This is a genomic window from Pseudomonas brassicacearum subsp. neoaurantiaca (assembly GCF_013608025.1).
In the GTDB taxonomy this organism is placed as follows: Bacteria; Pseudomonadota; Gammaproteobacteria; order Pseudomonadales; family Pseudomonadaceae; genus Aquipseudomonas.
Window position 1 is genome coordinate 1 of sequence record NZ_VDLV01000026.1, and the last position, 17,634, is coordinate 17,634.

The following is a 17,634-nucleotide window of genomic DNA, read 5'->3' on the forward strand; positions in this document are numbered from 1 at the left end:
GCTGGTCGCGTCCGTGGACCATCGTCGCCTGGGCATTCCTCGGCATCGGCATCACCCTCGGTTCGTGGTGGGCCTACTACGAACTCGGCTGGGGCGGCTGGTGGTTCTGGGACCCGGTGGAAAACGCTTCCTTCATGCCATGGCTCGTCGGTACGGCGCTGATTCACTCTTTGGCCGTCACGGAAAAGCGCGGCGTGTTTAAGAGCTGGACGGTGTTGCTGGCCATCGCGGCATTCTCCCTCAGCCTGCTGGGGACGTTCCTGGTGCGCTCCGGCGTGCTGACCTCGGTACACGCTTTTGCCTCGGACCCTGAGCGTGGCGTGTTCATCCTGATGTTCCTGTTGTTCGTGGTCGGCGGTTCGCTGACGCTGTTCGCCCTGCGTGCGCCCGTGGTCAAGAGCCAGGTCGGCTTCAACCTCTGGTCCCGGGAAACCCTGCTGCTGGGCAACAACCTGGTGTTGGTGGTGGCCGCGTCGATGATTCTGCTCGGCACCCTGTACCCACTGGTACTCGACGCGCTGTCCGGCGCCAAGTTGTCGGTCGGCCCGCCGTACTTCAACGCGCTGTTCATTCCGCTGATGGCGATCCTGATGGCGGTGATGGCGGTCGGTGTACTGGTGCGCTGGAAGGACACGCCGGTCAAATGGCTGGTGGGCATGCTCACACCAGTGCTGTTGGGCACGGCTGCCCTGGCCGTGGTGGCTGGCATCGCCTATGGCGATTTCAACTGGGCAGTATTGGCGACCTTCGTGCTGGCGGCCTGGGTGTTGCTGGCCGGTGTTCGAGACATCTTCGACAAGACCCGCCATAAAGGCCTGATCAAGGGCCTGCCAACCCTGACGCGCAGTTATTGGGGCATGCAGCTCGCTCACCTGGGCATCGCCGTTTGCGCCCTCGGCGTGGTGCTGTCCAGCCAGAACAGTGCCGAGCGTGACCTGCGCCTGGCGCCGGGCGAATCCATGGACCTGGGCGGCTACCAGTTCGTCTTCGAGGGCGCCAAGCATTTCGAGGGGCCGAACTTCACCTCCGACAAAGGCACCGTGCGGGTCATCCGCAACGGCGAGGAGATTACCGTGCTGCACCCGGAGAAGCGTCTCTATACCGTGCAGAACTCCGTAATGACCGAAGCCGGGATCGACGCCGGCTTCACCCGCGATCTGTATGTGGCGCTGGGCGAATCCCTGGGCGATGGCGCCTGGGCGGTGCGCGTCCACGTCAAGCCGTTCGTGCGCTGGATCTGGTTCGGCGGCTTGCTCACCGGCCTGGGCGGAGTACTGGCGGCGCTGGATCGGCGTTATCGCGTCAAAGTGAAGGCTCGGGTGCGTGAAGCCCTGGGTGCAACAGGAGCCACTGCATGAAACGTTGGTTGATGGTATTGCCGCTGGCGCTGTTCCTGCTCGTTGCGGTGTTCCTTTATCGGGGGTTGTTCCTGAACCCGTCGGAGCTGCCTTCGGCGATGATCGGCAAGCCATTCCCGGAGTTTTCCCTGCCGTCGGTGCAAGGCGACAAGACCCTGGCCCGCGCCGACTTGCTGGGCAAGCCAGCGCTGGTCAATGTGTGGGGCACCTGGTGCATTTCCTGCCGGGTCGAGCACCCGGTGTTGAACAAGCTCGCGCAGAACGGCGTGGTGATCTATGGCGTCAACTACAAGGACGTCAATGCCGACGCCTTGAAGTGGCTGGCCGAGTTCCACAACCCGTATCAGCTGGACATCCGCGACGAAGAAGGCACCTTGGGCCTGAACCTGGGTGTATACGGGGCGCCGGAAACGTTCTTCATCGACGCCAAGGGCATCATTCGCGACAAGTTCGTCGGTGTGATCGACGAGCAGGTCTGGCGCGAGAAACTGGCCGCCAAATACCAGGCCCTGGTGGACGAGGCCAAGCCATGAAGCGCTGGTTAGCCGCTGCCGTTCTCGGCTTGAGCCTGGCGGGCGTGGCCCACGCCGCCATCGATACCTACGAATTCGCCAACGATGCCGAGCGCGAGCGGTTTCGCGACCTGACCAAGGAACTGCGCTGCCCCAAGTGCCAGAACCAGGACATCGCCGATTCCAACGCGCCGATCGCGGCTGATTTGCGCAAGGAAATCTTCCGCATGCTCGGCGAGGGCAAGGACAACCAGCAGATCATCGACTTCATGGTGGATCGCTACGGTGAGTTCGTGCGCTACAACCCGGCCCTGACGTCCAAGACCGCGCTGCTCTGGTTCGGCCCCGCCGGGCTGCTGCTGGGTGGTTTCGTGGTCATCGCGGTGATCGTGCGCCGCCGTCGGGTGCAGCGCAGCGCCACCCCGGACACGCTTTCTGTCGAAGAGCGCCAGCGCCTCGACCAACTGTTGGATAAAACCAAGCATGATTGATTTCTGGCTCGCCGCAGGACTGCTTCTCCTGATTGCCCTGAGTTTCCTGTTGATCCCCGTGTTGCGTGGCCGCCGCGCCCAATTGGAAGAAGACCGCACGGCGCTGAACGTGGCGCTGTATCAGGAGCGCGTCGCCGAATTGCAGGCCGAGCGGGAGGAGGGCGTGCTCAACGCCGCGCAACTGGACACCGGTCGCGCTGAGGCCGCCCGGGAACTGCTGGCCGACACCGAGGGTGCCGATGCGCCGCGTGAATCGCGCCTGGGCAAGCCGTTGCCGCTGCTCGCCGCCGTGCTGGTGCCGGTGCTGGGTCTGGCGCTGTACCTGCATTTCGGGGCCAGCGACAAAGTCGAGCTGACTCGCGAGTTCGCCCAGGCGCCGCAGTCGATGGAAGAAATGACCTTGCGCCTGGAGCGTGCGGTGGCGGCGCAGCCGGACTCCGCCGAGGGCTTGTATTTCCTCGGCCGGACCTACATGGCCCAGGATCGGCCGGCGGACGCGGCGAAGATTTTCGAACGCACCGTGGCGGTCGCAGGTCGCCAGCCGGAGCTGTTGGGCCAATGGGCCCAGGCGCAATATTTCGCTGATGGCAAGAAATGGTCGGACAAGGTCCAGGCGTTGACCGACGAGGCACTGAAACTCGATCCGAAGGAAGTCACAAGCCTGGGCCTGTTGGGCATCGCCGCGTTCGAAGGCGAGCGCTACCAGGACGCCATCGATTACTGGGGCCGCCTGCTGGCGCAATTGCCTGAAGGCGATAAATCCCGTGAAGCGTTGCAGGGTGGCATCGCCCGCGCCACTGAAAAGCTGCAGGCCAGTGGCGGCAAAGTCGCCCAAGCGCCGGCAGCCAAGACTGCGGCACTGCTCAAGGTTCGTGTCGACCTGGCCCCTTCGCTCAAGGCCAAGGTGCAGCCGGGGGACAGTGTGTTCATTTTTGCCCGCGCGGTTTCCGGCCCGCCGGCACCGCTGGCGGCCAAGCGCCTGACCGTCGCCGACCTGCCGGCCAGCGTCGAGCTGGGCGACGCGGACGCAATGATGCCGCAACTGAAACTGTCGAACTTCCCGGAAGTCCAACTGGTGGCACGCATCTCCCGGGCCGGTCAGCCAACCGCCGGTGAGTGGATCGGTCGCAGCCAACCCTTGGCGAGCAGCACCACCGCGCCGCAACAACTAACCATCGACACTCCGGACCAATGACAGGAACACGCCCCATGACCGCCATCGCTCGTATCACCCTGCTCACGCTCGTCCTGGGGCTGAGCGCTTGTGCGGTCCAGCGCCCGTCCGAGCCTTCAGCGCCGCTGCCCCCCATCCCGCCCTCGACACCGACCACCAAGCCCGTTCCGTCGACGGCGCCCGGTAAACCGGTAACCCCGAACAAACCGTCCAAGCCTGTGCCGCGCACCTCCGCCAGTTTCGCCCCGCCGCCGGGTGGCAACAGCCATTGGGATGCCAAGCTCGGGGTCTACGTACTGGATAACCAGACCAATACGTTCTATCGCCAACGCACCTATTACCGCTGGAACAACGGCTGGAGTCGCTCCGTCAGCCCGAACGGGCCGTGGGAAGACACCACCATCGAAGGCGTGCCGGCAGGGCTGGGGCAGAAGTTTCACTGAAGCCTTACTGCGGATCCCCGTGGCGAGGGAACTTGCTCCCGCTGGGCCTGTAGGAGCTGGCGAAGCCTCGGGCCGCGTTCGGACGATCTTTTGCTTGGGATTCGAGTGTCATTGAAAAGATCGCAGCCTCGCTTCGCTCGGCAGCTCCTACGGGGGCCAGCGGGAGCAAGCTCCCTCGCCACAAAGGCTGCAATGTGCCGTCCAGACAGTTGAGGTTCGACCTGTCATCCCTAGCGTCGTAGAATGCGCGCCTTTGCGAGCCTCATTGGCCAACCGCGTATTGATTGGAGCATTTGACCATGACGACCACCCCGACCGGCGATTACCTGGAAACCCTCTACGAAGGCTACGGCCAGCGTTTTCGCATGGATAAACTGCTGCACGAAGTACGCACCGAACATCAGCATCTGGTGATCTTCGAAAACCCGCGCATGGGCCGGGTCATGGCCTTGGACGGCGTGATCCAGACCACCGAAGCCGACGAATACATCTATCACGAGATGCTGACTCACGTTCCCATCCTGGCCCATGGCGCGGCCAAGCGTGTATTGATCATCGGTGGCGGCGACGGCGGCATGCTGCGGGAAGTGACCAAGCATGCCGGCATCGAGCACATCACCATGGTCGAAATCGACGGCACCGTGGTGGACATGTGCAAGGAATTCCTGCCCAACCACTCCAAGGGCGCCTACGACGACCCGCGCCTGAACCTGGTGATCGACGACGGCATGCGCTTCGTCGCCACCACTGAGGAAAAATTCGACGTCATCATTTCCGACTCCACCGACCCGATCGGTCCGGGCGAGGTGCTGTTTTCGGAAAACTTCTACCAGGCCTGCCGCCGTTGCCTGAACGAGGGCGGGATCCTGGTGACCCAGAACGGCACGCCGTTCATGCAACTGGGCGAAGTCCAGACCACCGCCGGACGCCTGCGTGGGCTGTTCGCCGACTGGCATTTCTACCAGGCCGCCGTGCCGACCTACATCGGCGGCGCCATGACCTTCGCCTGGGGTTCGACCGACACGGCCTACCGCAAGCTGTCCCGTGAAACCCTGCGCGAGCGGTTCATCGGCAGCGGCATCGTGACGCGCTACTACAACCCCGAGATTCACATCGGCGCGTTCGCCATGCCGCAGTATGTGTTGCAGGCGATCAACAAGCCGAGCAACGACTGACGCCGGCGACAGTTGCTTCTGTGGCGAGGGAGCTTGCTCCCGCTGGGTCGCGAAGCGGCCCCCGACAAATGTCCAGGCAACTTGGTGTGTAAGACAGACCCTGGGGGCTGCTTCGCAGCCCAGCGGGAGCAAGCTCCCTCGCCACAAGTGCGCTGTGGCACTTTTGTGTTGCCAAAATATTCATTGAACGAAATTTTCACAAAACCTTGCGGACAATCCTTCGCGCTTTTATTGCCCGGTTATTTAATGGCAATGCCATGACCGTTCGTGCAAGATCTTCGCTTTCGCGCAAGCCCCGGCCTTGAATGGCTCGACAGAGGGCGCGCTGTAACTCCTACTTTTGACCCCACTTCAATAGGTCCTCAAACGACATGGCAATCCCGGACGCCCTGAGTCAGCAGCGCACCACGCATCGCCTGCTGCAACCGACCGTCAAATCGCACCTGGCCTACACGTTGCTCTGTGCCCTGGTGATGATGATCATGTTCAGCCTGCTGCGCGTGGCGCTGCTGGTCTACAACCGCCAGATGATCCTCGACACGCCGGCCTCGACCTTCGTGGAAGCGTTTGTCAACGGCCTGCGTTTCGACCTGCGGCTGGTTGTCTATCTTTGCGTTCCGTTGCTGCTGGCCTTGTTCAGTGCGCGGGCCATGGCGGCACGTGGGTTCTTTCGTTTCTGGTTGACCGTCACCTCCAGCATCGCGCTGTTCCTGGGCTTGATGGAGATGGATTTCTATCGTGAGTTCCACCAGCGCCTCAACGGCCTGGTCTTCCAATACGTCAAGGAAGACCCGAAAACCGTGATGAGCATGCTCTGGTACGGCTTCCCGGTGGTGCGCTATCTGCTGGCCTGGGCCGGCGGCACGATCATCCTCAGCCTGGCGTTCAAGGGCGCCGACCGTGCCACTCGCCCACGCGGGCCGTTCAGCGGTGGCAGCATCGGTACGCGCCAGATCGCTCCGTGGTACGCGCGTATTGCAGTGTTCATGGTTTGCCTGCTGGTGGCCGTGGTCGCGGCTCGTGGCACCTTGCGCCAAGGTCCGCCCTTGCGCTGGGGCGATGTCTACACCACCGATTCGAACTTCGCCAATCAGTTGGGCCTCAATGGCACGCTGTCCCTGGTGGCTGCGGCCAAAAGCCGGATGTCCGAAGACCGTGACAACATCTGGAAAGCCACCCTTGAGCAGCCGCTGGCGCAGCAGACCGTGCGCAACATGCTGGTGCTGCCTGACGATAAACTCGTCGACACCGAGACCGCCGCGGTGCGCCGCGACTACACGCCGCCGACCGACAAGACGCTGCCGATCAAGAACGTGGTCGTGATCCTGATGGAAAGCATGGCCGGTCACTCGGTGGGCGCCTTGGGCGCGCCGGGCAACATCACGCCTTACCTGGACAAGTTGTCCAAGGAAGGCCTGCTGTTCGACCGCTTTTTCTCCAACGGCACCCACACCCACCAGGGCATGTTCGCCACCATGGCGTGCTTCCCGAACCTGCCGGGTTTCGAATACTTGATGCAGACGCCGGAAGGCAGCCACAAGCTGTCGGGCCTGCCGCAACTGCTCAGCGCTCGTGATTACGACGACGTGTATGTCTATAACGGCGATTTTGCCTGGGACAACCAGTCGGGTTTCTTCAGCAGCCAGGGCATGACCACGTTCATCGGCCGTAACGACTTCGTGAACCCGGTGTTCTCCGATCCGACCTGGGGCGTGTCCGACCAGGACATGTTCGACCGTGGCCTGATCGAGCTCAAGGCCCGGGAAAACGGCAAGCCGTTCTATGCCTTGTTGCAAACCCTGTCCAACCACACGCCCTACGCGCTGCCTACGCCGTTGCCGGTGGAGCGGGTCACTGACCGTGGCAGCCTGAACGAACACCTGACCGCCATGCGTTATTCCGACTGGGCGCTGGGCCAGTTCTTCGAGAAGGCGCGCAAGGAACCTTACTTCAAGGAAACCCTGTTCGTGGTGGTCGGCGACCATGGCTTTGGCAACGAGCGCCAGATCACCGAAATGGACCTGGGCCGTTTCAACGTGCCGATGCTGCTGATCGGGCCTGGCGTCCAGGAAAAGTTCGGCCAGCGCAATCACACCGTGGGCACCCAGGTGGATATCGTCCCGACCATCATGGGCCGGATCGGCGGGCAAGTACGCAACCAGTGCTGGGGCCGTGATTTGCTGAACCTGCCGCAAGGCGATACAGGTTTCGGTGTGATCAAGCCGTCTGGCAGCGAACAGACCACCGCGATCATCCGCGACGACAAGATCCTGGTACTGCCCAAAGAAAAGGAAATGGCACCCAAGATGTATCGCTATGAATTGGGCGCCAATCCGCGGGCCGAGATCATCCCGGACGCAGCGGAAACTGGCGAGATGAAAACCCAACTCGAATCGTTCCTGCAAACCGCCACGAAGAGCCTGTTGGATAACACCGCTGGCGTTGTTGACGGCAAGCCGGACTGATATTCCGGTGAATAAAAAAAGAGGCCTTGAAGGCCTCTTTTTTTTTGCGCTTGGGATTTATATCTTGCCAAGTAACAGCAAGATCAACAGCACCACCAAGACTACGCCGATGATACCGGACGGCCCGTAACCCCAACTTCTGGAGTGTGGGAAGACCGGCAGGCCACCGATCAGCAGGAGGATCAGGATGATGATTAGAATAGTGCCCATTGTTGATTTCCTTATTGGTCAGTTCATCAGTGATTAAAACTTTCAACTGCCAGCGCGCATGCGTTAAATCCGGGCGGCTTATAAAGTCCGACCGTAACGTCCTGTAAAAAATTCAAAGTTTTTTTGTCGTTCGATATAGCGACAGCGCATTGCCATGCAGTCGCCACTGAGTCCAAGGCATGACTTCAAGACCTCCCATGGTTTGCCCCCGCCATTCAGCAATCTGATGGAGCGTGGGTCGGGCCGGGGCCTTCGCTATACTCGGCCTATCTCTCCCGGAACAACAAGGCTGTTTCCCTATGCAAAATCGCATGATGATCACCGGTGCCGGCTCAGGCCTGGGCCGCGAAATCGCGCTGCGCTGGGCTCGCGAAGGCTGGCACCTGGCCTTGTCGGATGTCAGTGAGCCAGGCCTCCAGGAAACCCTCAGGCTGGTACGCGAAGCGGGCGGCGACGGGTTCGTCCAACGCTGCGATGTCCGTGACTACAGCCAACTCACGGCGTTCGCCCAAGCCTGTGAGGAAAAGCTCGGCGGCATCGACATTATCGTCAACAACGCCGGCGTGGCGTCGGGTGGGTTCTTCAGCGAGCTGTCCCTGGAGGATTGGGACTGGCAGATCGCAATCAACCTGATGGGCGTGGTCAAGGGCTGCAAGGCGTTCTTGCCGCTGCTGGAAAAAAGTCGCGGCAAAATCATCAACATCGCCTCCATGGCGGCCCTGATGCAAGGCCCCGCCATGAGCAACTACAACGTCGCCAAGGCCGGCGTCGTGGCCTTGTCGGAAAGCCTGTTGATTGAACTGGCGCAGCAGGAAATCGGCGTGCACGTGGTCTGCCCGTCATTCTTCCAGACCAATTTGCTGGACTCTTTCCGCGGCCCGACCCCGGCCATGAAAGCCCAGGTCGGGAAGTTGCTGGAAAGCTCGCCGATCACGGCTTCTGACATTGCCGACTATATCTACCAGCATGTCGCCGAAGGGCAGTTCATGATCCTGCCCCACGAACAGGGGCGCGCGGCCTGGGCGATGAAGCAGAAAGACCCACAGTCGCTCTACGATGAAATGGCCGCCATGGCTGACAAAATGCGCGCCAAGGCCCGCCAGAACCTGAGTTGACCTGCGTTCCCGGCATCCATCAGGATTGCGCCCTCGTGCCTTCCTGATGGACCACTCCCCATGTTCAATTACCTTTGGTTCTTTCTCGCCGCACTCTTCGAGATCGCCGGTTGCTACGCCTTCTGGATGTGGTTGCGCCAGGGCAAGAGCGCCTGGTGGATCGCGCCGGCACTGCTCAGTCTCACACTGTTCGCCGTGTTATTGACCCGTATCGAAGCCACTTACGCCGGTCGTGCCTATGCCGCCTACGGCGGGATCTACATCGTCGCGTCGATCGGCTGGTTGGCGGTGGTGGAGCGTGTGCGACCGTTGGGTTCCGACTGGATTGGCGTCGCCCTCTGTGTGTTGGGGGCAGGAGTCATTCTGTTCGGCCCGCGATTCGCGGGACCATAAATCAGGTCAAAATCGGGTTTTTGCAGGACATTTCCTTCAGGCATTGGGGTCCCTGTTTGTAGGGGATTACTGATTTATCGCCGGTATCTTGTGCATGGAAAATTCACCGGGCATGGTCGAAGTCCAGACCTTCTTAAGGAAAAAAACCATGCTCGTATTAAGCCGCACCATTGGTGAGCTGATTTCCATCGGTGATGACATTTCTGTCCGCGTGTTATCGGTCAATGGGAGTACCGTGCGCTTCGGCGTGGAAGCGCCACGGCACGTCGATGTCCACCGATCCGAAATCTACGAGAAGATCCAGAAGCAAAAGGCCCGGGCCGCACGCAAGGGGTGTTCAGTCGAATAGATGCTTGGGCACATCGTGCTTGAGCATCAACTGGCACTGTTCGCTCTCGGGGTCGAAGACAATCATGGCCTGGCCTTTGGCCAGGGCTTGCCTGACTCGCAGGACGCGGGTTTCCAACGGGGTGTCATCACCGTTGTCAGTTCCGTCGCGGGTAACGAAATCCTCGATCAGGCGGGTGAGGGTATCGACTTCGAGTTGCTCGTGTGGGATCAGCATGACAGGGCTCCGCTAGACAATTGGGCGCATGCTACGGCGGATGGACTGTAGCGGCTAGCCCGGGTTTTGCGGTGTCTATCCTGGCCTCATCGCGAGCAAGCTCGCTCCCACAGGGCCTCGAGTCGCACTGAAAGCCTCCTGTGGGAGCGAGCCTGCTCGCGAAAGCGGTTGGTCAGCTTGCCTCGATGTTGGATGTGCCGCCGTCTTCGCGAGCTGGCTCGTTCCCACAGTAACCCGGGTTGATCGAAGGATAAGTGTCGACCTCTGATTCCTGTGGGAGCGAGCTTGCTCGCGATGGCGTAGGCCGGGCGGTGACATGTTGGTCAACTATCCGAGCGCTGCCCAATCAAGCTGTCCACCGACGGCACCCGGGTATCGCTCTCCATCTGCGCATCGTGTTCGATCTGGTGGCTGAATCGGTCCAGGGACCCTTGGGCCGGTTGTGCGTCGCTGGCAAACACCGGTGGGCTGAGGATATAGGCGCCGAGCAGGCGACTGAGCGCGGCAAGGCTGTCGATGTGGGTGCGTTCGTAGCCGTGGGTGGCGTCGCAACCGAAGGCGAGCAGGGCTGTACGGATATCGTGGCCCGCGGTAATCGCCGAATGGGCGTCGCTGAAGTAATAGCGAAACAGGTCGCGGCGCACCGGCAGTTCGTTTTCCTTGGCGAGCTTCAGCAAGTGCCGTGACAGGTGATAGTCATACGGGCCGCCGGAATCCTGCATCGCCACGCTCACTGAGTGTTCATTGGAATGTTGGCCGGGGGCGACCGGGGCGATGTCGATTCCGACAAATTCGCTGACGTCCCAGGGCAGGGCAGCCGCCGCGCCGCTGCCGGTTTCCTCGGTGATGGTGAACAGGGGATGGCAGTCGATCAGCAGTTCTTCGCCGCTGTCGACGATGGCCTTTAGCGCCGCCAGCAGCGCGGCGACCCCAGCCTTGTCGTCCAGGTGCCGGGCACTGATATGGCCGCTTTCGGTGAACTCCGGCAAGGGATCGAAGGCCACGTAGTCGCCAATGCCCACGCCCAATGTTTCGCAATCGGCGCGGGTAGCGCAGTAGGCGTCCAGGCGCAGTTCGATGTGGTCCCAACTGATGGGCATTTCGTCCACGGCGGTGTTGAAGGCGTGACCGGATGCCATCAGCGGCAGCACGCTGCCACGAATCACGCCGGTGTCGGTAAACAGGCTGACCCGGCTGCCCTCGGCAAACCGGCTCGACCAGCAACCCACCGGGGCCAATGTCAGGCGGCCGTTGTCCTTGATCGCCCGGACGGACGCGCCGATGGTGTCCAGGTGCGCCGACACCGCGCGGTCGGGGCTGCTTTTACGGCCCTTGAGGGTCGCGCGGATCGTGCCGCGCCGGGTCATTTCGAAAGGGATGCCCAGCTCTTCGAGCCGCTCGGCGACATAGCGCACGATGGTGTCGGTGAAACCGGTCGGGCTGGGAATGGCGAGCATTTCCAACAGGACTTTTTGCAGGTATTCGAGGTCCGGTTCGGGAATTTTACTGATCATGGAAACTCCTCGCGGAATATTGGAAAGAGCGACCCCGTGGCGAGGGAGCTTGCTCCCGCTCGACTGCGAAGCAGTCGCATGCTTTCGGGCTAGTCAGGAGGGCTGCTTAGCGGCCCAGCGGGAGCAAGCTCCCTCGCCACAAAGACCTCAGGTCACCGCCTGGCTATGGGGAAACAACAAATCCACAAAACGCTCGGCGGTGGGTTGCGGTTCGTGGTTGGCCAGGCCGGCGCGCTCGTTGGCTTCGATAAATACGTATTCCGGTTGATCAGCCGCGGGGACCAGCAGGTCCAGGCCGACCATGGGGATGTCCAGCGCTCGTGCAGCACGCACTGCCGCATCGGCCAGGGTCGGATGAAGGATGGCGGTCACATCTTCCAGTACGCCGCCGGTATGGAGGTTCGCCGTGCGCCGCACGAAGAGATGTTCGCCCGCTGGCAGCACGCTGTCGTAGTCATGGCCGGCGGCCCGCAAGGTCCGCTCGGTCTCGGCGTCCATGGGGATTTTGCTCTCGCCGCCCGTCGCCGCTTGCCGTCGCCGACTCTGGGCTTCGATCAGCGCGCCGATGCTGTGCTGACCATCGCCAATCACTTCTGCAGGACGACGGATTGCTGCCGCGACTACTTCAAAACCGATCACCAGAATGCGCAGGTCCAGCCCTTCGTGGAAGCTCTCCAGCAGCACGCGGCTGTCAAAGCGCTTGGCGGCTTCGATGGCGGCCTGCACTTCCTCGATCGTGCGCAGATCCACCGCAACGCCTTGACCCTGTTCGCCGTCCAGCGGCTTGACTACCACGCGCTCGTGCTCGTCGAGAAAGGCCAGGTTGTCATCGGCATTGCCCGCCAGTTGTTGTGCCGGAAGATTGAGGCCGGCGTTCTTCAACACCTTGTGCGTCAGGCTCTTGTTCTGGCACAACGTCATGCTGATCGCACTGGTCAAGTCGCTCAGGGATTCCCGGCAGCGAATCCGGCGGCTGCCATGCACCAGGGTGAACAGCCCAGCCTCGGCGTCATCCACCTGCACTTCAATGCCGCGGCGGTGCGCCTCTTCGACGATGATGCGGGCATAGGGATTGAATTCCGCTTCGGGGCCGGGACCGAGGAACAGCGGTTGGTTGATGCCATTCTTGCGCTTGATCGCAAAGGTCGAAAGATTGCGGAAACCGAGCTTGGCGTAGAGGTTTTTCGCCAGGCGATTGTCGTGCAGCACCGACAGGTCGAGGTAGCTCAAGCCCCGGCTCATGAAGTGTTCGATGAGGTGGCGCACCAGCACTTCACCCACGCCGGGACGTGGGCAGTGCGGGTCCACCGCCAGGCACCAGAGGCTGCTGCCGTTTTCCGGATCGTTGAAGGCTTTCTGGTGATTGAGGCCCATCACGCTGCCGATCACCGCACCGGTATCGTCGTCCTCGGCCAGCCAGTACACCGGGCCGCCCTGGTGCCGTGGTGTCAATCGTTGCGGGTCGATGGGCAGCATGCCGCGAGCCTGATAGAGCTGATTGATGGCTTGCCAGTCATCGCCACTCTGGGCACGACGAATCCGAAAGCCGCGAAACACCCGCGTGGCTTGCCGGTAGTCGCTGAACCACAGGCGCAGGGTGTCGGAGGGGTCGAGGAACAGTTGCGTCGGCTCCAGGCCCAGGACCTGCTGGGGCGCGGCCACGTACAGGGCGATGTCACGCTCGCCGGGTTGTTCGTTGAGCAGTTCTCGGGCCAGGCTCGCCGGGTCGGGAAACGTATGGCCGATCAACAGCCGGCCCCAGCCGCAATGCACCGCGATGGGGTCGGCGCCCAATTCGCTGCCGTCTTCGGCCAGCCGCGCCTGCAAGCGCTCGTAGGACGGCGGCTGGCCGCGCAAGAGTCGTTGGTTGTGAAGGGTTGTATGGGGTTTCATCGATCAGATTCCTTGCTCGCTGAGCCACAGGTTCAGCGCCGCCAATTGCCATAGCCGCGAACCGCGCAACGGCGTCAGTTGGCCGTTGGGGTCGGTCAGCAAACGGTCCAGCATGGTCGGGTTGAACAGGCCACGATCCTGGCTCGGATCCAGCAGCAGTTCACGGACCCAGGCCAGGGTGTCGCCTTCCAGATGCTTGAGACCCGGCACGGGGAAATAGCCTTTCTTGCGGTCGATGACCTCGCTCGGGATCACCCGGCGGGCGGCTTCCTTGAGCACGTGCTTGCCGCCGTCGGGCAGCTTGAATTTCGCCGGTACCCGGGCGGAAAGCTCCACCAGCCGGTAGTCGAGGAACGGTGTGCGCGCCTCCAGGCCCCAGGCCATGGTCATGTTGTCGACACGCTTGACCGGGTCGTCCACCAGCATCACCGTGCTGTCCAGGCGCAAGGCCTTGTCGACTGCGGCATCGGCACCCGGTTGGGCGAAGTGTTCCTTGACGAAGTCTCCGGCCGCGTCGTTGGCGGTGAGCCACTTGGGCTGCACGGTGGCGGCATATTCTTCATAGGTGCGGTCGAAGAAGGCCGCGCGATAGGCCGCGTACGGATCGCTCGCCCCGTCGACCTGCGGGTACCAGTGATAACCGGCGAACAGTTCGTCGGCACCCTGGCCGCTTTGCACCACTTTGCAATGCTTGGCCACTTCCCGCGACAGCAGGTAGAAGGCGATGCAGTCGTGACTCACCATCGGTTCGCTCATGGCGCGGAACGCCGCGGGCAACTGTTCGATGATTTCTTTCTCGTCGATGCGCAATTGGTGATGACGCGTGCCGTAGTGCTTGGCGATCAGGTCCGAATACTGGAACTCGTCGCCGCGCTCGCCGCCTGCGTCCTGGAAACCGATGGAGAACGTCGACAGGTCGTCAACACCGACCTCACGCAACAGCCCCACGAGCATGCTTGAATCCACACCGCCCGACAGCAGCACGCCGACATCGACGGCGGCGCGTTGGCGAATGGCGACGGCTTCGCGAGTGCTGTCCAGCACGCGTTCGATCCAGTCTTCCAGGTTGAGGTTCTGCTCGTCGGGCCGGGGACCGTAGGGCAACGTCCACCAGGTTTTCTGCTCGGTGCTGCCGTCCGCCTCGATACGCATCCAGGTGGCCGGCGGCAATTTCTCGACGCCGGCCAGCAAGGTGCGAGGCGCCGGGACGACCGCATGGAAATTGAGGTAGTGATTCAGGGCGATCGGGTCGAGCACCGGGTTGATGTCGCCGCCCTTGAGCAAGGCTGGCAACGCCGAGGCAAAGCGCAGGCGCTGGCCGTTGCGTGACAGGTACAGCGGCTTCACGCCGAGTCGGTCGCGGGCGATGAAAAGACGCTTGGCGTCGCGCTCCCAGATGGCGAAGGCAAACATGCCGTTGAGCTTGGGCAGTAGCGCTTCGCCCCAAGCGTGATAACCCTTGAGTAAGACTTCGGTATCGCCGCCGGAATAAAAGGCGTAGCCCAGGCCTTCGAGTTCGGCCCGCAGTTCCGGGTAGTTGTAGATCGCGCCGTTGAACGCCAGGGACAGGCCCAAGTGATTGTCGATCATCGGCTGGGCCGAGCCGTCGGACAGGTCCATGATCTTCAGGCGTCGATGGCCGAGGGCAATTGGCCCCTGGCTATGGAAACCCCACGCGTCGGGGCCGCGAGGAGCCAGGTGATGGGTGATGCGCTCTACGGCCGCAAGGTCCGCAGGTTGTTGATCGAAACGTAACTCTCCAGCTAATCCGCACATAAGTCCTTACCGGTTTTTCCGTTGGGGAGGGGTCAAGCCATACCCGTCGAAAGGGCGGGTACTCTGAAACTGACCGGTGGGATTGCTGTGAGTTTTATATCGATGCGTTATAAGCCGACGGGCGGGGGCCGTGTGGCTTGTGGCATTTATCCAGGGAAAGCCTGACCTTGTGGGAGCGAGCCTGCTCGCGAAAGCTGTCGCATGCCCGTGGCGCCGTTCCTTTTAGGTCGCCTGAACACCTGTGGCGAGGGAGCTTGCTTCCGCTCGGCTGCGAAGCAGCCGTAAAACCGGCAAATGCGGTGTATCTGCAGCTCCGCATTCGGCAGTTTGGGGCCGCTTCGCGACCCAGCGGGAGCAAGCTCCCTCGCCACGAGGCCATCGTTTTTCTTAACTGAACAGCGTTAGTAGCATGCCCGGCCTCTGTGCCGTCTGAACCACCGCTTTCGCGAGCAGGCTCGCTCCCACAGGAGAATGTGTCAGGCCTTGCCCCGAATCACTGCCCGCAGCGCAAACCGATTCGGATGGCAGGCCTCGGCGACGCTTCGCGGCAGTGGCAGCGGTTCGTTCTCCAGCCAGGCGGCGATCAGTTCGCCGGACAGTGGCGCGGTGATCAGCCCTCGAGAGCCATGGCCGCTGTTGACGTACAGGCCGTCAAGCCAGGGGCACGGCGTGTCAGGCACTTGGCGCGCGTCCTTGGCCAGGGCCGAATACGCTTCGATGAAAGCAGAATGGTCGGCCAGCGGTCCGACAATCGGCAGGTAGTCCGGGCTGGTGCAGCGAAACGCCGCGCGGCCTTCCAGTTGTGCTGGATCCAGGGCTCGGGCGTTGAGCCGATCCACCAAGTCCACGGAAATATCTTCGAGCATCTGCAGGTTGCCGGCATGCTCGGCGGCGGTGGGCGTCAGGTCATCGCTGTGGAAATCGAAACTGGCGCCCAACGTGTGCTCGCCCATACGGGGCGGGGCCACATAGCCTTCGGCGCAGACCACCGTCGCCAGGCTTTGGCTGCGGGCAGTTTGCGGCAGGCGGGTGATCTGTCCGCGAATGCGCTTGAGAGGCAGCTCGGCGGCGGGCTCGAAGCGTTTGATCTCGGCCGCGCTGGCGAGGATGACCACCGGTGCGCTGGCCAGGCAACGTTCGCCGTCCCAAGCCTGCCATTGACCGTCAACGCGGCGCAGTTCCAGCACTTCATGGTGTGGCTGCAGCGCGATCGCCGGGTTCGAGGCTTGCCAGCGACACAGCGCTGGCGGGTGCACCCAGCCGCCTTCGGGGTAAAACAAGCCGCCGCTGGGCAAGCCGATGCTCGATTTCGCCTCGGCCTCATCGCGATCAAGGATCTTCAAGAGACTTGCCGGAAACGCCTCGGCCAAGCGTGCCTGGCGCTCGGCTTCCTTGGCGTCGAAGGCCAGTTGCAGGACACCGCAGCCGTCCCAGTCGAGGCCTCGTTGCAGGTGTTCGAGCAAGCGCCGCGTGTAGCCGAAACCGCTGAGGATCATCTGCGACAGCGCAGTGCCATGGGCCGACAGCTTGAGGTACAGCACGCCTTGCGGATTGCCGGACGCTTCTTCGGCCAGACCGGCATGACGCTCCAGCAAGGTCACCTGCCAGCCACGGGCGGCGAGGCTGGCCGCGCTGGCGCAACCGGCCAGCCCGCCACCGATCACCAGGGCCCGACGCTCGCCGGCAGGCGGGGCGGGGCGGGCGTACCAGGGTTTTGCCGGAGCAGGCTCAGGCGCCTGATCCGGCCAGCCGAGGAACACACCGCGAAGAATCTCCCATTTATGGCCGATACCCGGCGTGCGTTTCATCTTGAAACCCGCCGCGTTGAGCAGGCGCCGAACCCAGCCAGTGCTGGTAAAGGTGCTGAGGGTGGCACCGGGTGCCGCCAGCCGCGCCAGTTCGGCGAACAGCTCGGCGGTCCACATCTCGGGATTTTTCGCCGGGGCGAAACCGTCGAGGAACCAGGCGTCGATGTGCCCGTCCAGCTGCGGCAACTGTTCGAGGGCATCGCCAATCAGCAGCGTCAGGGTGACTCGACCGTTCGCCAGCGTCATGCGTTGGAAACCCTGGTGAATCGCGACGTACTGCCCAAGCAACTGATCAGCCTGGACCTTGAGTTCGGGCCACAAGGCCAGTGCCCGGCGCAGGTCCTCGGGGCTCAGGGGAAACTTCTCGACGCTGACAAAATGCAGCCGCGCCCCCGCCGGTGCACGTTGCTCGAACAGCTGCCAGGCGCAGAGAAAGTTCAGTCCGGTGCCAAACCCGGTTTCGCCGACCACCAGCCGCCCGTTGTCTGCCAGCGCGGCAAAACGCTCGGCGAGGTTGTTCTGCTCAAGGAATACGTAGCGGGTTTCTTCCAGGCCCGACTGGTCGGAAAAATACACATCGTTGAACACCCGGGAACGAGGGCGACCCTGGTCATCCCAGTCGAGTTGGGCGTGGTGTTGAATGGGCGTCATGACGGGCTCGGTGAAAACGAAGGCGCCATTCTAGCTGATCGGCGAGGCGTTGCTTGATCCAGGGCAAACGAGCCTGCATCCGGAAGGAATC

The 17,634-nt window shown here is 62.4% G+C and carries 16 protein-coding genes; 10 read left to right on the top strand and 6 right to left on the bottom strand.

The features are described 5' to 3' along the window. The 7 genes from FHK92_RS15325 to FHK92_RS15355 form a co-directional block, all read left to right on the top strand. Positions 1–1,358, top strand: a 1,358-nt coding sequence (locus tag FHK92_RS15325; protein WP_181288808.1) for a heme lyase CcmF/NrfE family subunit, incomplete at its 5' end; no start/stop codon positions are given. Continuing rightward, entirely contained in the window at positions 1,355–1,891 is a 537-nt protein-coding gene (locus tag FHK92_RS15330) for a DsbE family thiol:disulfide interchange protein (protein ID WP_181288809.1), read from the top strand. The genes FHK92_RS15325 and FHK92_RS15330, both read left to right, overlap by 4 nt. Next, positions 1,888–2,361: a cytochrome c-type biogenesis protein gene (locus FHK92_RS15335; protein ID WP_181288810.1), complete on the top strand. Its 474-nt coding sequence runs from the start codon at positions 1,888–1,890 to the stop codon at positions 2,359–2,361. The genes FHK92_RS15330 and FHK92_RS15335 overlap by 4 nt, the downstream gene beginning before the upstream one ends. After that, on the top strand, positions 2,354–3,556 hold the full coding sequence (gene ccmI / locus FHK92_RS15340; RefSeq protein WP_181288811.1) for a c-type cytochrome biogenesis protein CcmI: 1,203 nt from the start codon (positions 2,354–2,356) through the stop codon (positions 3,554–3,556). The genes FHK92_RS15335 and ccmI overlap by 8 nt, the downstream gene beginning before the upstream one ends. Before the next feature lie 14 nt (positions 3,557–3,570). Next, positions 3,571–3,978, top strand: coding sequence for a hypothetical protein (locus tag FHK92_RS15345; protein ID WP_181288812.1), 408 nt, complete (start codon positions 3,571–3,573; stop codon positions 3,976–3,978). A 299-nt stretch (positions 3,979–4,277) separates the two neighbouring features. After that, positions 4,278–5,153 carry a polyamine aminopropyltransferase gene (gene speE / locus FHK92_RS15350; protein ID WP_030141047.1) on the top strand — a complete coding sequence of 292 codons (876 nt, stop codon included), beginning with the start codon at positions 4,278–4,280 and terminating at the stop codon, positions 5,151–5,153. 371 nt (positions 5,154–5,524) lie between these two features. Further along, positions 5,525–7,618: an LTA synthase family protein gene (locus FHK92_RS15355; protein WP_181288813.1), complete on the top strand. Its 2,094-nt coding sequence runs from the start codon at positions 5,525–5,527 to the stop codon at positions 7,616–7,618. Positions 7,619–7,675: 57 nt separating this feature from the next. Here FHK92_RS15355 and FHK92_RS15360 read toward each other — a convergent pair whose 3' ends face one another. After that, positions 7,676–7,828, bottom strand: a complete 153-nt coding sequence (locus FHK92_RS15360) for a DUF3309 family protein (RefSeq protein WP_018606531.1) — start codon at positions 7,826–7,828, stop codon at positions 7,676–7,678. 299 nt (positions 7,829–8,127) lie between these two features. Between FHK92_RS15360 and FHK92_RS15365 the strand changes: the two genes are divergently transcribed. From FHK92_RS15365 to csrA, 3 genes are all read left to right on the top strand, one after another. Further along, positions 8,128–8,943, top strand: a complete 816-nt coding sequence (locus FHK92_RS15365) for an SDR family oxidoreductase (protein WP_181288814.1) — start codon at positions 8,128–8,130, stop codon at positions 8,941–8,943. Positions 8,944–9,003: 60 nt separating this feature from the next. Beyond that, on the top strand, positions 9,004–9,336 hold the full coding sequence (locus FHK92_RS15370) for a YnfA family protein (protein ID WP_181288815.1): 333 nt from the start codon (positions 9,004–9,006) through the stop codon (positions 9,334–9,336). A 148-nt stretch (positions 9,337–9,484) separates the two neighbouring features. Next, on the top strand, positions 9,485–9,685 hold the full coding sequence (gene csrA, locus FHK92_RS15375) for a carbon storage regulator CsrA (RefSeq protein WP_181288816.1): 201 nt from the start codon (positions 9,485–9,487) through the stop codon (positions 9,683–9,685). Here the strand turns inward: csrA and FHK92_RS15380 are convergent. From FHK92_RS15380 to mnmC, 5 genes are all read right to left on the bottom strand, one after another. Beyond that, positions 9,674–9,901: a YheU family protein gene (locus FHK92_RS15380; protein ID WP_181288817.1), complete on the bottom strand. Its 228-nt coding sequence runs from the start codon at positions 9,899–9,901 to the stop codon at positions 9,674–9,676. The genes csrA and FHK92_RS15380 overlap by 12 nt on opposite strands. Before the next feature lie 323 nt (positions 9,902–10,224). Further along, the gene (locus FHK92_RS15385) at positions 10,225–11,415 is read right to left on the bottom strand and encodes an osmoprotectant NAGGN system M42 family peptidase (protein WP_219916071.1); all 1,191 of its coding nucleotides are present in this window, start codon (positions 11,413–11,415) and stop codon (positions 10,225–10,227) included. A gap of 147 nt (positions 11,416–11,562) precedes the next feature. After that, positions 11,563–13,308 carry an N-acetylglutaminylglutamine synthetase gene (gene ngg, locus FHK92_RS15390; RefSeq protein ID WP_181288818.1) on the bottom strand — a complete coding sequence of 582 codons (1,746 nt, stop codon included), beginning with the start codon at positions 13,306–13,308 and terminating at the stop codon, positions 11,563–11,565. 3 nt (positions 13,309–13,311) lie between these two features. Next, entirely contained in the window at positions 13,312–15,084 is a 1,773-nt protein-coding gene (locus FHK92_RS15395) for an N-acetylglutaminylglutamine amidotransferase (RefSeq protein ID WP_181288819.1), read from the bottom strand. 476 nt (positions 15,085–15,560) lie between these two features. Continuing rightward, positions 15,561–17,543, bottom strand: a complete 1,983-nt coding sequence (gene mnmC / locus FHK92_RS15400) for a bifunctional tRNA (5-methylaminomethyl-2-thiouridine)(34)-methyltransferase MnmD/FAD-dependent 5-carboxymethylaminomethyl-2-thiouridine(34) oxidoreductase MnmC (protein WP_181288820.1) — start codon at positions 17,541–17,543, stop codon at positions 15,561–15,563. Between the last annotated feature and the right edge of the window lie 91 nt (positions 17,544–17,634).